General features: G+C 67.3%; 13 protein-coding genes. 10 read left to right on the top strand and 3 right to left on the bottom strand.

Annotated elements, in window-relative coordinates:
• The first annotated feature begins 32 nt into the window (after nucleotides 1-32).
• From KZX42_RS07480 to KZX42_RS07450, 7 genes are all read left to right on the top strand, one after another.
• A complete protein-coding gene (locus KZX42_RS07480; protein WP_248118531.1) occupies nucleotides 33-968 on the top strand; it encodes a LysR substrate-binding domain-containing protein in 936 nt (311 codons plus the stop codon).
• Complete coding sequence (locus tag KZX42_RS07475; protein ID WP_248118529.1) at nucleotides 965-1201, top strand: DUF6356 family protein; 237 nt, start codon at nucleotides 965-967, stop codon at nucleotides 1199-1201. Before KZX42_RS07480 ends, KZX42_RS07475 begins: the two co-directional genes overlap by 4 nt.
• A 96-nt stretch (nucleotides 1202-1297) precedes the next feature.
• Nucleotides 1298-2287, top strand: coding sequence for an ATP-binding cassette domain-containing protein (locus tag KZX42_RS07470; protein WP_248118527.1), 990 nt, complete (start codon nucleotides 1298-1300; stop codon nucleotides 2285-2287).
• Nucleotides 2287-2946, top strand: a complete 660-nt coding sequence (locus tag KZX42_RS07465; RefSeq protein WP_248118525.1) for a methionine ABC transporter permease — start codon at nucleotides 2287-2289, stop codon at nucleotides 2944-2946. The genes KZX42_RS07470 and KZX42_RS07465 overlap by 1 nt, the downstream gene beginning before the upstream one ends.
• 16 nt (nucleotides 2947-2962) lie before the next feature.
• Entirely contained in the window at nucleotides 2963-3757 is a 795-nt protein-coding gene (locus KZX42_RS07460) for a MetQ/NlpA family ABC transporter substrate-binding protein (protein WP_248118522.1), read from the top strand.
• Between the two features lie 311 nt (nucleotides 3758-4068).
• Nucleotides 4069-5574 (top strand): tryptophan halogenase family protein, encoded by a 1506-nt coding sequence (locus KZX42_RS07455; protein ID WP_248118521.1) that lies wholly within the window; start codon nucleotides 4069-4071, stop codon nucleotides 5572-5574.
• 174 nt (nucleotides 5575-5748) lie between these two features.
• Nucleotides 5749-8844 carry a TonB-dependent receptor gene (locus KZX42_RS07450; protein ID WP_248118519.1) on the top strand — a complete coding sequence of 1032 codons (3096 nt, stop codon included), beginning with the start codon at nucleotides 5749-5751 and terminating at the stop codon, nucleotides 8842-8844.
• Between the two features lie 61 nt (nucleotides 8845-8905).
• Here KZX42_RS07450 and KZX42_RS07445 read toward each other — a convergent pair whose 3' ends face one another.
• A complete protein-coding gene (locus tag KZX42_RS07445; protein WP_248118517.1) occupies nucleotides 8906-9781 on the bottom strand; it encodes a hypothetical protein in 876 nt (291 codons plus the stop codon).
• Complete coding sequence (locus KZX42_RS07440) at nucleotides 9781-11307, bottom strand: tryptophan halogenase family protein (RefSeq protein ID WP_248118515.1); 1527 nt, start codon at nucleotides 11305-11307, stop codon at nucleotides 9781-9783. The genes KZX42_RS07445 and KZX42_RS07440 overlap by 1 nt, the downstream gene beginning before the upstream one ends.
• A gap of 142 nt (nucleotides 11308-11449) precedes the next feature.
• On the opposite strand from KZX42_RS07440, the gene KZX42_RS07435 reads away from it, so the two are divergent.
• From KZX42_RS07435 to KZX42_RS07425, 3 genes are all read left to right on the top strand, one after another.
• The gene (locus KZX42_RS07435) at nucleotides 11450-12493 is read left to right on the top strand and encodes a LacI family DNA-binding transcriptional regulator (RefSeq protein WP_248118513.1); all 1044 of its coding nucleotides are present in this window, start codon (nucleotides 11450-11452) and stop codon (nucleotides 12491-12493) included.
• 150 nt (nucleotides 12494-12643) lie between these two features.
• On the top strand, nucleotides 12644-15169 hold the full coding sequence (locus KZX42_RS07430) for a glycoside hydrolase family 3 N-terminal domain-containing protein (protein WP_248118511.1): 2526 nt from the start codon (nucleotides 12644-12646) through the stop codon (nucleotides 15167-15169).
• Nucleotides 15170-15195: 26 nt separating this feature from the next.
• Nucleotides 15196-16503, top strand: coding sequence for a cation:proton antiporter (locus tag KZX42_RS07425; RefSeq protein WP_248118509.1), 1308 nt, complete (start codon nucleotides 15196-15198; stop codon nucleotides 16501-16503).
• A gap of 42 nt (nucleotides 16504-16545) precedes the next feature.
• On the opposite strand, the gene KZX42_RS07420 is transcribed toward KZX42_RS07425, so the two are convergent.
• Nucleotides 16546-18402 (bottom strand): glycoside hydrolase family 9 protein, encoded by a 1857-nt coding sequence (locus KZX42_RS07420; RefSeq protein ID WP_248118507.1) that lies wholly within the window; start codon nucleotides 18400-18402, stop codon nucleotides 16546-16548.
• Nucleotides 18403-18573: the final 171 nt, after the last annotated feature.

The following is an 18573-nucleotide window of genomic DNA, read 5'->3' as shown; positions in this document are numbered from 1 at the left end:
GCGCGCACCGTGTCGGCGCCATCGAGCGTGTCATGAACCCGGCGTCCGACACCCGGCGTCTGCCGCCGCTGAATGCGCTGAAAGCCTTCGAGGCGGTGGCCAGGCTGTCCAGCGTATCGCTGGCCGCTCAGGAATTGGGTGTTACGCCGGGGGCCGTCAGCCAGCAGGTCCGTTTGCTCGAGGATCACGCGGGCGCGCCCCTTATCCGTCGCGAGGCCGGGGGGCTCGCCCTGACCGATCTGGGCGAGCGGCTTCTGCCGGACTTGCGCGACGCCTTCGAACATCTGAAGCGCGCGGCGGATGTGGTCTATGGGCCGATGCAGCGGCAGTCCTTGGCGGTCAGCGTGCCGCCGTCCTTCGCCGTGCGCTGGCTGGTGCCGCGCATGGCGCGGTTCTCGGCCGAACACCCAGAGATCGAAATCTGGATCTCGGCGGACATGAAACTGGCCGACATCGCCGGGGGACGCGCCGACGTCGCCGTGCGCTACGGACGGGGCGACTATGCGGGCGTGCGAAGCGAAGTTCTCATTGAAGCCGGGGTGATTCCGGTCTGCAGTCCCGCTCTGCTGGGGACCCTGCGCGGTCCCGCTGATTTGGCCAACCATACGCTGATCCATGTCGGACAAGGAACGCTGGAGGAGCCGCGGCCGGATTGGGCGGCCTGGCTGAAGTCGCGGCGGCTGGACCGGATCATCGACGCCGCGGCCGGCCCGCGCTTCGATCAGACGGCCTTCGCCATCGAGGACGCCGCGCGCGGGCGTGGGCTGGCCCTGGCGCCGCGCGCCTTCGTGGCCGAGGATCTGGCGTCTGGTCGGCTCGTGGTGCCATTCGCCGACGGCTATCTGGCGACAGACATGGCCTATCGGCTGGTCACGCGACGGGGCGTCCTGCGCTCCGAAGCTCAGGCTTTTATCGGCTGGTTGCGCGCAGAGGCCCGCGCCGACGCCGTGGTGGCGGACGAACTATGAGGGCCCGTCTGCTGTCGCTCTTCCTCCGTCACCCGGCCGAGCGTGGCGAGACCTATTTGCAGCACTTCAAGGTCGCGGTCTCGATCGGCGGTCCCATGGTGCTGGCGGGTCTGGCCTGTGTTCTTCATGCGGTCTTTCCGTTCTGGTTCAAGACCACGGCGAGCCGAATCCTCGTGGTGCTCACCGACAGGGTCCGGCGCGTGTCGCGGCCGACGTCTGTCGAGCGGGAATAGCCTCGCTGATCGATGCCAGCGCCTTGCGTCAGGCGCATTGTCCTTGCCTCTTATCCCGCCGCATCGCACTAGAACGCCCCAATGTCAGACCGATCCATGATCCAACTTGAAGGCGTCACCCGGCGCTTCCGCAGCGCCGTCGGAGAGCGAACGGCTCTGGACGCCGTCGATCTGACCGTGGGGGCGGGCGAGGTGTTCGGCGTCGTCGGTCGGTCCGGGGCCGGCAAATCGACCCTTGTGCGGACCATCAATCTGCTGGAACGACCCGACGCCGGTCGGGTCTGGGTGGATGATCGCGACCTGATGGGACTGAAGCCTGCCGCGCTGCGCGCCGCGCGTCGCCGGATCGGCATGATCTTTCAGCATTTCAACCTGCTGCACAGCCGCACCATCCGTGACAACATCGCCCTGCCTCTTACGCTGGAGGGGCGTTCTCGCGCGGAGACCGCGAGACGGGTCGACGAGTTGATGGAGCGGCTGGGCCTGTCCGAACACGCTCGCAAACATCCGGCGCAGTTGTCCGGCGGTCAAAAGCAGAGGGTCGGCATCGCTCGCGCCCTGGCCTGCGAACCGTCCATCCTGCTGTGCGACGAGGCGACCAGCGCGCTCGATCCCGAGACGACCGAAGACATCCTGTCCCTGCTGGACCAACTGAACCGCGATCTGGGCCTGACCATGGTGTTGATCACCCACGAGATGGAGGTGGTGCGCCGGGTCTGCGACCGGGTGGCGGTGATGGAGGCGGGGCGGATCGTCGAGACCGGTGCGACCGCCGATGTCTTCCTGAACCCGCGGACGGCCGCCACACGAAGCCTGTTGGCCGAGGGCGAGAGCCATGCGGCGACCCCGCCTCCGGTTGGCGGCTTGGTGGCTCGCCTTGTGTTCCGGGGCGCGCGGACTTTTGAACCGGTGTTGAGCCGGGTTTCGCGCGAAACCGGCGTCGATCACGCCATCCTGGCTGGCCGCATCGGTCGGTTCCGCGACCAGCCGTATGGCCAACTCGAGATTTCGTTGGTGGGCGGCGATCCGCAGACGGCTCTCGCCCGACTGCGGGCGGACGGCGTCGAAGTGGAGGTCGTATCCTGATGTTCGGATCAAACATCGACTGGACCATCGTGGGCGAGGCCGCGAGCGACACCCTGCTGATGCTCTTCGCCTCCCTCGTCATCACCGTCATCCTGGGCCTGCCGCTGGGCGTGGCGCTTTATGCGACGGGACGCGGGCGTATCCTCGAGAACCGCCTCGGCCATGCCCTGCTGTCCTTCGTGGTCAATGTGCTGCGCTCGGTTCCCTTCATCATCCTTCTGATCGTCATGCTGCCGGTGACCGTGCTGCTGGTCGGCACGTCCCTGGGCGTGGCCGGCGCCATTCCGCCGCTGGTCGTTGGGGCGGCGCCCTTCTATGCGCGCCTGGTTGAGACGGCCCTGCGCGAAGTCGAGCGCGGCATGATCGAGGCGACCCAGGCCATGGGCGGCTCGACCTGGCAGATCGTGCGGCGTGTCCTGCTGCCTGAAGCCCTGCCGGGGCTGATCGCCGGCGCCACCGTCACCGCCATCGCCCTGGTCGGCTATACGGCCATGGCCGGAGTGGTGGGGGCGGGCGGTCTGGGCGACCTGGCCATCCGGTTCGGTTATCAGAGGTTCCAAACCGACGTCATGGCGGTGACCGTAGTTCTGCTGCTCGTGATCGTACAAATTCTGCAAGTGCTCGGCGACCTCTGGGTGGCTAGGGTCTCCCACCGTTAAGTCGAAGGTTCTCTCCATGCTGCGTCGCGCGTTTCTCGCTTCCGCCCTCGTTCTCGCCCTGGCCGCCTGCGGCCGTCAGGCGCAGCAGAGTGAAGGGTCGCTGAAGGTCGGCGCGACCGCCGTGCCTCACGCAGAAATCCTTGAACAGGTGAAGCCGATCCTGGCTGCGGAGGGGATCGATCTGCAGATCATCGTCTTCAACGACTATGTTCAGCCTAACACCCAACTGGCCGAGAAGCGTCTGGACGCCAACTATTTCCAGACCAAGCCCTATCTGGACGAGTTCAACGCCGGGCGGGGTACATCCCTGGTCACTGTCGCCGGCGTCCATGTCGAGCCGCTGGGCGCCTATTCCCGCAAGTACAAGGCTCTTGCCGCCCTGCCGAACGGCGCCGAGATCGCCCTGCCGAACGACGCCTCCAACACCGGCCGCTCGCTCCTGCTGTTGCAGACCGCCGGCCTCATCACCTTGAAGAAGGCCGCCGATCCGGTGCAGACGGTCGCCGACATTGCGGGGAATCCGCGCGGCTTCCGCTTCCGCGAACTGGAGGCCGCCACCCTGCCGCGCGTGCTGGATCAGGTCGATCTGGCGGTGATCAACACAAACTATGCGCTCGACGCTCGTCTGAATCCGCGCAGCGACGCTCTCGCGCTGGAAGGCGGCGACAGCCCGTATGTGAACTACCTCGTCACACGCGCCGATAATCGCGACGACCCGCGCATCAGGGCCTTGGCCGCCGCCCTGACCAGCCAGACGATCAAGGACTACATCAGCCGGACCTATGGAGGGGCCGTCGTCCCGGCCAGATAGCGCCGAAAGTGGATCGGACGTCCGTCAATGTGCCGATCCAGACCACCTCGCCGGCGCAGCGGCGGGCCGTAACCAAAATGATGCGCGGCGATCCGGCGGGATTTTCCCGCACGCGGCGGGCGCACTCACCGGATACATTCCCTAAAACTGGGGCCGACGGCGTCGCATGGGTTGGAATGACAAGCTAAGCTTGCTTCAAACTTGCATGACGATGCGCAAGCAGGGCAGATCAATGACTTGCGTGGTCGTTGTCAGGTTGTCCCGACACCGCCCTGCAGCTTGTCCACCGCACCGCAGGGGGGATTGCGTTGATGCAGTCGTCACAGGCCATCGATCGCATCGTCATTGTCGGTGGAGGGACCGCCGGCTGGATGGCGGCGGCGGCGCTCGCCCATGTGTTCGAGGGCGCCGGAAAGTCGGTGACGCTGGTCGAATCCGAGGCCATCGGCATCATCGGCGTGGGCGAGGCGACGATCCCCGAGATCCTGAAGTTCAACGCGCGGCTCGGTATCGACGAGGCGGATTTCCTGCGTGAGACCAAGGCCACCTTCAAGCTGGGGATCGAGTTCGACGGCTGGCGTCGCGAGGGCGAGCGCTACTTTCATCCGTTCGGCGCCTTCGGGGTGGATATGGAGGGCGTCGCCTTTCATCACTTCTGGCTGAAGGCCTGCGCCGAGGGTCAGGCTGATCCGCTCGAAACCTATTCGATGGCATGGCAGGCCGCGCGGCGGGGGCGCTTCGTCCATCCGCAGGGCGGGCCGCAGTCGCCCCTGTCCAGCCTGGGCTACGCCTACCATTTCGACGCCGCCCTCTATGCCGGCTTCCTGCGTCGCTACGCCGAGGCGCGGGGCGTCGTGCGATGCGAGGGGCGGGTGGTCGAGGTTCAGCAGAGCCAGGCCGGCGACGTCTCGGGCGTGGTGCTGGAGGACGGTCGCCTGGTGGCGGGCGACTTCTTCATCGACTGCACCGGCTTCATCGGCCTGCTGATCGAAAAGACCTTGAAGGCCGGCTACGATGACTGGTCCGCCTGGCTGCCCTGCGACAGCGCGGTCGCAGTCCCGTGCGAGCGGGTCGAGCCGCTGTCGCCCTACACCCGCTCCACCGCGCGCGAGGCGGGATGGCAGTGGCGCATCCCGCTGCAGCACCGCGTCGGCAAAGGCTATGTCTATTCGTCCAGCCATCTGTCGCATCAGGATGCGGAGGACGCGCTGATGGCGCGGCTGGAAGGGCCGCCGCTGGCCCAGCCGCGTCGCCTGCGGTTCGCCACCGGGCGTCGCCGCGAATGCTGGAAGCGCAACTGCGTGGCGGTCGGCCTGTCCAGCGGCTTCCTGGAGCCTCTGGAATCGACCAGCATCCATCTGATCCAGAGCGCCATCACCAAGCTGATCACTCTGTTCCCGTCGCAGACGACCGACGAGGGCCTGAGGCGCGAGTTCAACGCTCTGATGGAGGAGGAATTCGTCACCGTCCGGGACTTCCTGATCCTGCACTATAAGGTCACGCAGCGCGACGGGCCGTTCTGGGCGCAGGTGCGCGCCATGCCCATCCCGGACCGGCTGGCCGACAAGATCGCCCTGTTCGAGCAGACGGGGCGGATCGTCAGGCGCGACCACGACATCTTCTCCGAATCCAGCTGGCTGGCGGTGGCGGTGGGCCAGGGCCTGGCGCCGCGCGGGCGTCACCCGATCTCGGACGTTCTCGGCCGCGATGAAAACCGGGCGCGGCTGGCGGCGATCCGCGACAGCATATGGCGCACCGCTGACGCCCTGCCGTCCCACGCAGACGCCCTCGCGGCGACGATGAGACCTCACGCCTGACAGCCGCGCTGACAGCACGCGCCGATTCCGCCACGCCGAAGAAAAACCCGACCAAGACCGCCGCCAAACGTTGACATCGCTGTCAATCGGTAGTCCATACAGTCTGCGGACGGTCGATAAGGCTGCCGAAATTCTTGCGACGGGCAGCACCGTCGGACCTCGGGGGAAACCAAGATGAAGTCAGAGCTCTTCCATTCCGGACGTGCGCCCGCCGCGCGCGGCCTGCGCCGTTCCGTATCCGCCCTGGCCTTGACGGTCGCTGTCGTCGGCGCGACCGCCGCTCATGCCCAGTCGACGACGGCCCCGCAGACGACTGCGCCGGCCACGGACGACGCGGCCCAGGTCGACGATATCGTCGTCACCGGCATCCGCGCGCGCATCGCCTCGTCCCAGGCGATCAAGCGTGATTCCGACACCTTCGTCGACGCCGTGACCGCCGACGACATCGGCGCCCTGCCGGACAAGTCCGTCAACGAGGTGCTGCAGCGCATCCCGGGCGTGAACATCAACCGCTTCCAAGGGCCGACCGATCCCGACCACTTCTCGGTCGAAGGCTCCAACGTCATCATTCGCGGCCTGTCCTACGTCCGCTCCGAATTCAACGGCCGTGACGCCTTCAGCGTCAACACGGGTCGCGCCCTGGGCTTCAACGACGTCTCGCCCGAACTGCTGTCCAGCGTTCAGGTCTTCAAGAACGCCACGGCCGACCGCATCGAAGGCGGCATCGCCGGCGTGGTCGATCTGCGCACCCGCAAGCCCTTCGACAGCCGCAAGTTCGTCTTCGGCGCCACGGCCGAGGGCTCTTACGGCGATCTGCGCGAAAAGGCGGGCCTGGGCTATTCGGCCCTGGTCAGCAACGTCTGGGACACCCAGCACGGCGCGTTCGGCGCCCTGTTGAGCTATGGCGAATCCGACCTCTATTCCGAAGCCTACGGCACCCACCTGACGGACTTCGTCTATCGCCCCGACCTGTCGAACGGCGAGGACCGCCGCTATGTCCCGCGCGGCGGCGCCGTGCGGACCCAGCAGTTCGACCGCTCGCGCTCGACCCTGGACGGCTCGCTGCAGTGGGAATCCAATGACGGTCGCGCCAAGCTGACCGGCGAATACATCCGCGCCGACTCGCGTTCCGGCTGGACCGAGCGTGTGATCGAGGTCGATCTGGGCAGCGGCGGCGATCCCACCCCGACCGCCGGAAATCCGTTCACCTATGGCTCCAACGGCGTCTTCACCAGCGGGCTTCTGGTCAACAACGCCCCGAACCTGCAGGTGGCGCCCAAGCGCGAGCGCGATCTCCAGACCCTGACGGAAGACTTCTCGCTGGCGGCGGAGTTTCATCCCACCGACCGTCTGTCGATCTGGCTGGACGCCCAGTACAGCAAGGCCTCGGCCGACGACGTGGACATGAGCGTCTACGGCGCGATCACGCCGGTCTACACCCTGATCGGCGAAGGCCGTCACGGCGTGCCGGACATTCAGTTCGTCGACGCCTCAGGCCAGCCCTCTGCCCTGACCAACGATCCGGCCAACTTCTACTACCGCGCCGCCATGGATCACGTCGAACAGTCCGAGGGCGACCAGAAGGCGTTCAAGGCCGACCTGAAATACGACTTCGACAACTCCTTCCTGCGCGCCATCCGCATGGGCGCCCGCTATTCGGATCGCGAACAGACGCGCCGCTACAGCGCCTACAACTGGGGTGCGATTTCCGAAAGCTGGGCCGGCGGCGTCTCGCCCTTCCAGACCACTGGCCCTCTGGCTGTCGAACAGTTCGACTTCCCCAACTTCCAGCGCGGGCACAACCCCTCGCCGATCAACGGCTATTATCCGACCATCGGTCTGGCCTCGGCCTATCGCGATGGAACGTTGCAGACCGCTCTGGAAGGCGTCCGCAGCTCGGGTTCGACATGGGTGCCGCTGGACAAGCGTCCCGGCGCCATCGCCGGCACCCGCTTCCTTCCGGGCGAAATCAACAACTCGAACGAGCAGACCACCTCGGCCTACGTCAGATTCGACTTCGGTCGCGACGACATCTTCGGACCCGACACGGCCCTGACCGGCAATCTCGGCCTGCGCTACGCCAAGACCGAGTTCCAGACGATCGGCTTCGTGGCCAGCCCCAATGTCGGGCTGAACTTCGGCGACGCCAACCAGAACGATCCGCGCTTCCCAGGCCAGAACATTCCGGTGACGCAGAACAATGCGGCGGCCATCGCTCGCTATCGCTGCAGCCTGATCCAGCCGGGTCAGTCGGCGCCGGGATACTGCCTGCTGTCCGACACGCGCCTGAACCAGCTGATCGCCTTCAGCGACGGCAGCAACCAGGAAGTCGAGCGCAGCAACAGCTACGATGATTGGCTTCCCAGTCTGAACCTGAACCTGAAGTACAAGGAATGGGTCTTCCGGGGCGCGGTGTCGCGCGCCATGACTCGCCCGGACTTCGGTGTCACAGCTTTCTCGGCGACGCTGTTCTACACCGACATGAACCAGATTCGCGCGAATGGCGGCGACGTCAACACGGCGCCCTTGCTGACCACCTTCACCGGCGGTTCGCAGCTGACGGGCGTTCGCGCCTGGAACTATGATCTGGGTGTGGAGTGGTATTTCAAGCCCGGCAGTTCGCTGACCTTCAACGCCTTCTACAAGGACCTGACGGACATCCTGGCCAGCGGCTCGAATGTTCAGCAGTTCAGCAACGCTCAGGGCGTCACGACCGACGTCCAAGTTAATCAGCAGGTCAATATCGGCTCTGGCTGGATCAGGGGCTTCGAGGTCGGCTATCAGCAGACCTACAGCTTCCTGCCGGGTCTGCTCAGCGGCCTGGGGATTGAGGCCAACTACACCTTCGTCGAGCCCTCGACCTTCCCCAATGAGGTGAACGAGCCTCGCTACGTGGGGCTGGAGTTGCCGCTGCAGCAACTGTCGCGCCACACCTACAACTTCTCGGTCTTCTATGAGCGGGATCGTCTGTCGGCGCGGCTGGCCTACAACTGGCGCAACGGCTTCCTGTTGACGCCGCGCGACGAGGTGAACCCCTTCTCGCCGATCTTCAACGCCTCGACGGGGCAGTTGGACGGGTCCATCTTCTACACCCTGAACGACAACTGGAAGATCGGTCTGTACGGCGCGAACCTGCTGGACGAGGTCACGGTCACGGAACAGCAGACCTCCTACCCGCTCAACGGCGTAAACCAGGCCGGCCCGCTGGCCCCGCGCTCCTACTTCCGCAGCGACCGCCGCGTGACGCTGAGCCTGCGCTACACCTTCTAAGACCTTCTCTGAGCCGAAGGCCTGGGGCGTCGATCACTGATCGACGCCCCTTTTTTATGGATCAGCCCGCGCCGTACAGGTCGGTCATGACCGTGTCGTGCGTCGGCAGGGCCGCCAGAGTCTGGTCGAAGGCCATGACCATTCGTCCTAGCGCGCCGAGGGCGGCCGACAGGTCCAGCCGGTCGACCTGCACGTCATGGCGGCGGGGCGCCAGGCCCAGACCCGCCATCAGCATCGCCCAGTGCTGGGCGTCATAGGGATCGCCGTCCAGCCGGACGGCGCCGTTGCGCGACAGAAACTGGCCAACCCGCCGTTCCAGATCCGGCCCGAATGGCGCCAACGCCGCGCCTCGCGGGCCCTGACGCAGGATCAGATTCAGGCGGTCGGCGCGGCAGCCGAGGTCCCTCATGATCGCCGTCGTATAGGCCGCGGCGCAGGCCGGAATCTGGTCCGTCGCGCCGGGCAGGCAGGCGGCCAGCGTTTTCAACTGCTGGCCGAGAACGATGTCGTCCAGACCCAGGGCTGGGCCGAAGCGAGCGGCCGCCGGCCCCAGCGCCAGTCTGTCGCCGAGCCAGGGCGTCCGAAGGAAGCCGGGGCGGGCGGCGGCATCGGACAGGTCGACGATCTCTACGTCGCCAAGGGCGCCCAGGGGCTCCTGCTCCACCACCGCTACATCGCGCTCTTGGCGCCAGTCGCGCAGCACGAGGCCCAGGCAGAAGCCGCCGTGGGCCTGAACCATCAGGTCGTCGCCCCCGTCGGCCAACTGCAGGAGCAGGCCGTCCGGCTCCACCAGAACGGGCTGCAACTCCTGGGCCTCCGGTTCAGGGCCTTCCTCGATCGTCACCACATGGCCATCCGGCAGGGCGCGGGCCAGCAGGGCGGCCGCCGCCCAGGCGGCCAATCCGTCGCCCTGAATCTTCCAGGTCTTCGTCGCCATCAGACCGCCCCTCGCCTGGGCTGACCCATGGCCTGAATGAAGCCCATATGATCCGGTGTCCGGTCCACCGCGCTCCGAACCGCGTCGCGCATTCCGGTCAGCTTGGCGGAAAGCCTGGCCGCATCCAGACGGTCCACGCGCGGGTCCCAGCCCTGGGGCACGATGTTCTGGCCTATCAGCACGGCCAGCCAACTGGGCGGATGGAAGACCCCGACATCATAGTCGGGCAGCAGGCCGCGCGACACGAAGGCCTCGACCTTGGCCGACAAACTGTCCGGCCAGGCCATCTCGCGCATCGCGCGCCAAAACGGCTCGTCGCGCTGGTTGGCGACATAGTGCAAGACTAGGAAGTCGCGAATACGGTCGAACTCCAGCGCCATGATCGCATTGTATTCGCGTGCATCGTCCGCCATCCCCGCCTGATCCGGGAACAGGTCGAGCAGGGTCGTGACGCCCAATTGGATCAGATAGATGCTGGTCGATTCCAGCGGCTCCAGGAACCCGCCCGACAGGCCGATGGCGACGACGTTGCGGTCCCACAGCCTGCTTCGCCGCCCGGTGCGGAACGACAGGCGACGCGGCTCCGCCAGCGCCGGCCCCTCCAGATTGGACATCAGGGTCTGTTGCGCCACCTCGTCCGAAAGGTGGGCCGAGGAGAAGACCAGCCCGTTCCCGGTCCTGTGCTGAAGCGGGATCCGCCATTGCCAGCCGGCGTGACGCGCCGTCGCCCGCGTATAGGGGCCGACGGGCGCCGCTGTCTGGCACGGCACGGCGAAGGCGCTGTCGCAGGGCAGCCAATGGCTCCAGTCCTCGAAACCCGCGTTCAGGGCCTCGGCGATCAGCCGCCCGCGAAAGCCCGAACAGTCGACGAACAGGTCGCCTGCGATGCGCCGTCCGCCTTCCAGGGTCAGGGCCGTGACATGGCCGGTCTCGGCGTCCAGATGATGCTGGACAACCTTGCCTTCGGTGCGGACCACGCCGCGCCCGCACGACACCTCGCGCAGGAAGGCGGCGTAGAGGCTGGCGTCGAACTGGAAGGCGTAGGAGAAGGTGGACAGAGGCGATCCGGCGTCCGACGTCGGACGCTGGAACCGGCAGGCCTCCGCCGCCCGCACCGGATAGCTGTAGTCGTCCAGGGGCGTCGGGTCGCCGCCCGCCCGGCGCGCGGCCCAGACCTGGTGGAAGTCGATCCCCTCGATCGGCTCGCCATAGGCGCCGAAGGGGTGGATGTAGGCCTCGCCGGGCCGTCCCCAATCGACGAACTGGATGCCCAGTTTGAACGTCGCCTGGGTGCGTTCGATCAGGGTCTGTTCGTTGATGCCCATGGCGGTGTTGAAGGCGCGTATATGGGGCAGGGTGGCCTCGCCCACGCCCACGATGCCGATGGCGTCGGACTCGATCAGTTCGATTTCGACGCCCCGCCCCGCCAGCCGATGCGAGAGGGCGGCCGCGGTCATCCACCCCGCCGTGCCGCCGCCGAGAATGACGACCCGTTTAATCGAGCCCTGATCTTTGATCGTGTCCATGCGACTTCGTATCAGATGAAATCGGCCCATGACAGCGCAGGACAATCGGCGAAGAATATGCGTTCGCGCGACATCGCTATTCCCGTCTTAGGTGCTAAGAACGACGGCAGCGGATGCTGTTCGGGGGCGGAATTTGGCGACGGTGACGATCTATGACGTGGCGGCCAGGGCCGGCGTCTCCATCAAGTCTGTGTCGCGCGTTCTGAACAACGAGCCCAATGTCAGTCCCTCGCTGCGGGCCAAGGTGGAGGAGGCCGCCACCGCGCTTGGCTATCGGCGCAGTCTGTCGGCGCGCAGTCTGGCGGGCGCCTCCTCGTCCCTGATCGCCGTCCTGGTCGACGCCGACCTGACGATCGAACACTGGAAGAGCGGCCGGGGAAGCGACTATCTGGGGCGGTTGGAGTTCGGCGCCCTGATGGAGGCGCGTCAGGTCGATTATCATCTGATGGTCGAACTGGTGGATCACAACTCGGCGGACCTGGAACGGGACCTGATGGCCCTGCTGAATTCGATCCGGCCCGAGGGCGTCATCCTGACCCCGCCGAATTCGGACAACGCCATGGTCATGGATGTGCTGGACGCCGCCGGCACGCCTTACGCCCGGATCGGGCCGGAGGCCGCTTTCGACCGGGGGTATTGCGTCGAGATGGACGAGCGGCGCGCGGCGCGCGAGATGACCGCCCATCTGATCGCTCTGGGTCACGACCGGATCGGCTTCGTCACCGGGCCCATCGCCTATGGGGCCAGCCGCCGTCGCCTGGCCGGCTATCGCGACGCCATGGCCGAGGCCGGGCTGGAGGTTCAGGCGAACTGGGTGGTGGAGGGCGACTTCACCTTCAGGTCGGGAACCGTGGCCATTGAGCGGCTGCACGAGGCGGCGCCCGAGATCACAGCCGTCTTCGCCAGCAACGACGACACCGCCCTGGGGGTGCTGCATGGCGCGGCGCGTCTGGGCCTGTCCGTTCCGGCCGACCTGTCTGTCGCCGGCTTCGACGATTCGCCGGGCGCCGGGTTCAGCACCCCCGATCTGACCACCATTCGTCAGCCGGTGGCGGAGATGGCCGCCGCCGCCGCCCAGCGGTTGATTCCCCCGCTGCGCCGCCTTCTGGCGGGCGACCCGAACGCCCGGGTCATCGTCGGTCACGACCTGATCGCCCGCCAATCGACGGCGGAACGTCCGCGCTGAGATCCTCGCTCCGCCTTTTTCTTGACAGCGCTGTCATTGGTTTGGCACAGTCGGATCGTCCATTGTTTATCGGACGTCAGCATTGGCCTGAATGCGCGCCGCCGGGGTTGGCTTGGGCGGTGCGAGGGCCGTAAGGATCGGGCCTCATCCATGCGAAAGACCGCCACCGCCTTGGTGATCACCTTGATGTCGAGCGCCTGCGCGGTCGCCTTGCCCTCTCGTCCTGTCCCGGTTCAGGCGGTGACGGCCGAAGCGTCGATCGTGACGGATGCGGCGCGGGCCCATCCCGGGCTTTGGCCCCATGCGGCGTCGCCGGCGGCGATGACGGATCGGGCGACGGAGGCCTTCGTCACCGAACTGATGAGCCGGATGACGCTGGAGGAGAAGGTCGGCCAGACGATTCAGGCCGACATCGGCTCGATCAAGCCCGAGGATCTGCTGACCTATCCGCTGGGGTCGATCCTGGCGGGCGGCAACTCTTCGCCCGGCGGGGACGAGCGCGCCTCGGCCGACAAATGGGTTGAACTGGCCCAGGCCTTCCGCGCGGCGGCGGCCCAGCGGCCGGGCGCCAAGGTTCCGCTGATCTACGGCATCGACGCCGTGCACGGGCACAACAACATCGTCGGCGCCACCATCTTTCCGCACAACATCGGCCTGGGCGCCGCGCGCGATCCCGACCTGATCCGCCGCATCGGCGTGGCGACCGCGCTGGAAGTGGCGGTGACCGGCGCCGACTGGACCTTCGGCCCGACCCTGGCCGTGCCCCGCGACGACCGCTGGGGCCGCGCCTACGAAGGCTATGCCGAGAACCCTGAGGTGGCGCAAAGCTACGCCGGTCCGATGACCCTGGGCCTGCAGGGGACGTTGTCGGCCGATCATCCGCTGACGGCCGGCCATATCGCCGGCTCGGCCAAACACTTCTTGGCCGACGGCGGCACTACGGGCGGCAAGGACCAGGGCGACTACGCCGGCTCCGAAGAAGAGATGATCCGCACCCATCTGTCCGGCTATCCTCAGGCCATCGACGCGGGCGTTCTGTCGATCATGGCCAGCTTCTCCAGCTGGAACGGCGTCAAACATTCCGGCAATCAAACCATTCTGACGGACGTGCTGCGCGGCCCCCTGGGCTTCGACGGCTTTGTGGTGTCGGACTGGAACGCACACGGCCAGCTGCCCGGCTGTTCGAACGAAAGCTGCGCCCTGGCCTTCAACGCCGGCATCGACATGTTCATGGCGCCCGACAGCTGGAAGCCGCTCTACGCCTCGACCCTGGCCCAGGTGAAGTCGGGCGAGATTCCGATGGCCCGGCTGGACGAGGCGGTGCGCCGCATCCTGCGGGTCAAGGTCAAGACCGGCCTGTTCAACGACAGCCGCCCGGTCGAGGGGCATCTGAACGAACTGGGCTCGCCCGCTCACCGCGCCCTGGCCCGCGAGGCGGTGCGCAAGTCGCTGGTTCTGCTGAAGAACGAGGGCTCGGTCCTGCCGATCCGTGCGGGCGCGCGGGTGCTGGTGGCGGGCCATGCCGACGACATCGGCCAGGCCTCGGGCGGCTGGACCCTGACGTGGCAGGGCACGGGCAACACCAACGCCGATTTCCCCAACGGCCAGTCGATCTGGAGCGGCATCCGCGAGGCGGTGACCGCAGGCGGCGGCCAGGCGACCCTCAGCGCCGACGGGTCCTTCACCCAGAAGCCCGACGTCGCCATCGTCGTCTTCGGCGAGACCCCCTATGCCGAGTTCCAGGGCGACGTGGACACGCTGGACTTCCTGCCCACCGAGCCGCTGGAGACGCTGAAGCGCCTGAAGGCGGCGGGCATTCCGACCGTCTCGGTCTTCCTGTCGGGTCGTCCGATGTGGACCAACCCCGAGATCAACGCCTCCGACGCCTTCGTCGCCGCCTGGCTGCCGGGCACGGAAGGTGCGGGCGTCGCCGACGTGCTGATCGGCGATGCGGCCGGCAAGCCGCGCAACGATTTCCACGGAACCCTGTCCTTCAGCTGGCCCAAGACCGCCAAGGGCGAGCCGCTGAACGTGGGCCAGCCGGGCTATGACCCCCAGTTCGCCTATGGCTACGGCCTGACCTACGCCCGTCCCGCCCGCGTCGGCGCCCTGTCCGAGGACAGCGGCGTGGTCAGCACGGGCAGCAGCCTGGACCGCTACTTCGTCGATGGCCGCTTCGTGGCCCCCTGGTCGCTGATGTTGCGCGACGCGGGCGGCGATTTCCGACTGGGCGCCGAGAAGGCCGGGGCCAGCCCGCGCGGCGGCGTCTCCGTGCGCTCCACCGACGGCGCCGGCCAGGAATCGGCGCGCGCCCTGGCCTTCTCGCCGGCCGGCGGCATGGCGATGATCGTGGCCCAGCCTGTCGATTTGACCCGTCAGTCCAACGGAGAGATGGCCATCGCCTTCCGCTATCGCGTCGACGCCGCGCCTGTCGGCCCCGTGCAACTGGCGCTGGGCGACGGACAGGTGGACCTCACCAGCCTGTTCAAGGCTGCGCCGCTTGGCGAATGGCGGACGCTCAAGGTCCGTCTGTCGTGCCTGCGCGACGCCGGTGCCAATCTGGCGGCGGTCGAACAGCCCTGGGGTCTGCGTTCCAACGGCGCCTTCGCGGTGACGGTGGAGAATATCCGCCTGGCCTCCAATGAGGGTGATACGGTCTGCCCGACGACGCGATAAGCGTCCTTCGGGGGGAGGGGTGGACGATGACGAACGCTGAGCTGAGCGTCGCCTTCTTCCTGCAGATGGCGATCATCGTCGCCGCCTGCCGGATCGTGGGCTGGCTGGCCAAGCGTTACCTGGGCCAGCCCCAGGTGGTGGGCGAGATGATCGCCGGCGTCATCCTGGGACCGTCGTTGCTGGGCCTGCTGTCGCCCGATCTGCAGGCGGCCCTTTTCCCCAAGGACTCGCGCTCGATCCTGTTCGTCGGCGGCCAGTTGGGCGTCGGCCTCTATATGTTCCTGGTCGGCCTGGGCTTCCGGCGCGATCATTTCCAGGCCAACGCCAAAAGCGCGGCGGCCGTCTCCCTGGCGGGCATGGCCGCCCCCTTCATGGCCGCCGTCGCAATCGCGCCGTGGCTGGTCTCCATGGGTCTGTTCGGCGAGGGCGTCGCCCCATGGCAGGCCATGCTGTTCATGGGCGCGGCCATCTCCATCACCGCCTTTCCCATGCTGGCGCGCATCATCCATGAGCGGGGTCTCAGCGGCACCCGTCTGGGGTCGCTGTCGCTGGCGGCCGGCGCCATAGATGACGCGGGCGCCTGGTGCGTTCTGGCCGTCGTCCTGGCCAGTTTCGGGGCCGGCCCGATGGTGGCGATCGCGGCGATTTGCGGCGGCGGCGCCTTCGCCCTGTTCATGCTGACCCTGGGCCCCAGGCTGCTGGCGCCCCTGGGGCGGATGGCCGAGCGCGAGGGGCGGGTGGGGCCGACCCTGCTGGGCGTCGTCGTGATCCTGTTCATGGCCAGCGCCTGGGCCATGGACGCGGTCGGGGTTCACGCGGTTTTCGGCGGCTTCATTCTGGGCGTCGTCATGCCGCGGGGCGTGTTGGCCCAGGACGTACGGCGTCAATTGGAGCCGCTGGTGGTCCTGTTGCTGCTGCCGATGTTCTTCACCTTCTCGGGCCTGAACACCCAGCTGACCTTGGTCGACAATCTGGGGCTGGTTGCGGTGACGGGCGTCATCCTGATCGGCTCCATCCTGGCCAAGGGCGGCGCCTGCTGGGCCGCCGCCCGCCTGACGGGTCAGGACAACGCCACCGCCCTGGGCATCGGCGCCCTGATGAATGCGCGCGGCCTGATGGAGCTGATCATCATCAACATCGGCCTCCAGCGGGGCGTGATCGGCCCGGCCCTGTTCTCGATCCTGGTGCTGATGGCCATCGTCACCACCCTGATGGCTTCGCCGATGTTCGAATGGGTCTATGGGCGAAAGGCGCGCGAGCGCGGTGATCTGGGCGGCCTGGACGCGGCGGAAGATGACCTGGCGGCCCGCGCCGTTCCGGCGTCCAAAACCTGAAAAGGCATTGGCCCGCCGCGAGATCGCAGCGGGCCTTTCGCTTCAGCGATCGTCGATGAAGGCGGCGACCCAGACCAGGGGCGCGTTCCAGTTGATGGCCACCTCGTTCAGCGCATAGGCGTTGATGTCGTCGGCCCAGCAGGTCTGGGCCGCGCATTTGCCGACCAGGGTCTTGGCCACGTCGTCGATCATGGCCTGATTGTTCGGCCCGCCCGACAGGGCGCCGGCCGGGGGCAGGGGATAGGCCGGGTTGGCCTGATGCGCCCAGAACCGATGGTGCGGATTCTGGACCGGCCGGTCGCCATAGCCCGTCACATAGGACCGATCCAGCGGATTGCGCCCCAGCACATAGTCCAGCGAGGCGATCACCGCGTTTCGGAAGTTCCAGTCGCCGGTGTAGTCGAAGGCCGAACCCAGCACGACCGCCCGGCTCATCAGGGCGCCGTTCGAACCCCACTCGTATTTCTCGCCCGAGACCGGCAGGCCGTAGCCCTGGCCATAGCCGGCGTCGACATAGGTCCGGGCCGCCGCCACGATGTTGGCGCGCACCTTGACCAGGTCTTCCTCGGGCAGCACGTCCGGCACGGTGGCCAAAGTCAGCGAGCCCAGGGCCGCCGTCCACGAATAGCCCGGATCGCCGGTCGCGCTTTTGCCCGATGTCGGGCCTCCGAGATAATAGGGCGAGGTCTTCAGCGCCGTCATATAGGCGGGATTGCGCGTGGTGGCCAAAAGCTCGGCCGTCGCCCAGTAGAACTCGTCTGAGAAGTCGCTGTCGCCATAGGCGCCGCCGCCGGCGAAATTCTCTCCAGCCCGAACGTCGCGATTTCGCAGGGCGGCGCGGAAGGCGCGCTGCGAGGCGGCCAGGCACTGTCGGGCGAAGGCGGGGTCGATCTCGCGCCAGATGCGCGCGCACTGGGCGCCGACGGCCGCCAGGTTCAGGGTGGCCGCCGTGCTGGGCGGATACAGCAGGCGTGTCTCGTGATCGTCGGCGGGGGCCAGGGGGATGCCGGTCCAGCGCGCGTCGTGGACCTTGTGATGCGCCATGCCGCCGGCGTCGATCTCGGTCAGGGTCAGCGGCTGACCCGGCGTCTGGGCGCCGACGGGCACGCGCAGCTTCACCCCGTCCGGAATCTGCATCTTCAACAGGAACTCGATCTCGTAGCGGGCCTCGTCCAGCAGATCGTTGACGCCGTTTCCGGCCTCCGGGATGCTGACCTTGCCGTCCGCGAAGGCGTCCGCGCCCGGCCCTTTACGCGCCATCGCCCGCTCATAGGCGTTCAGCAACATCCAGACGGAAATCCCGCCGTTGACGACATATTTGCCGTGATCGCCCGCGTCGTACCAACCCCCGGTGACGTCCAGCGTATAGTCGCAGCCCGGCCAGACCACCCCGGCCTGGTCCGCGCCCGAGAAGCAGCCGGCGACCTCGCGCGGGTGCCCGGCCGCGCGGGCCAGGTCGGGCCGCGCCACATGGGCGGCCAGGATCGGCACGCCAGCCCGGTTCTGATAGAAATAGGCCAGGGCGTCGTATTTCAGCCGGGCGTGGGGATGCTGCTGGATCGCGAAGGGGCGGCTCTCGTGCGATCCGACGATCAGCCGATAACCGTCGCCGTCCGTCTGTAGCGACTGGAAATCGACCGTGTGCACCACCTGGCCCGAGGCGGCGTCCTGGCCAAAGACCTTGGACGTCCCTTGCGCCACGGTGGCGCCCGCCGGGTCCACGACGCGCCAAGGCAGGGGCCGGGTCGCCCGATCCTCGACCGTGGCCGTCTTCGGACCCTGGGTTTCGAACCCGACCTGGCTCATGCGCACGGCGGCCGCTTCCGGTTCCGCGTGCGCTGCGCCAAAGGCGGCCGCCAGGGCCAACGCCGCGACGCCGGCCGTCAATCTCTTCCTCACCCCAACCTCCCTCAAGGTCTGTGTTCTTCACGAACGACGCCGATCCACGCCAGCGTCCCCTTGCAAAAACTCTAGCATCTGACAGCGTTGTCACAAGAGGCGGGCTGATCGCATTATGTTGCAGCCGTTCACGCCGCAGGGCGCCATGATCGCCCTAGCAAGCGCGTCGGG

This window comes from Brevundimonas sp. EYE_349, from assembly GCF_023147505.1.
Classification (GTDB): Bacteria; Pseudomonadota; Alphaproteobacteria; order Caulobacterales; family Caulobacteraceae; genus Brevundimonas.
Note: the sequence above shows the minus strand (reverse complement) of the source record. Positions and strands in the feature narration are given on the sequence as shown.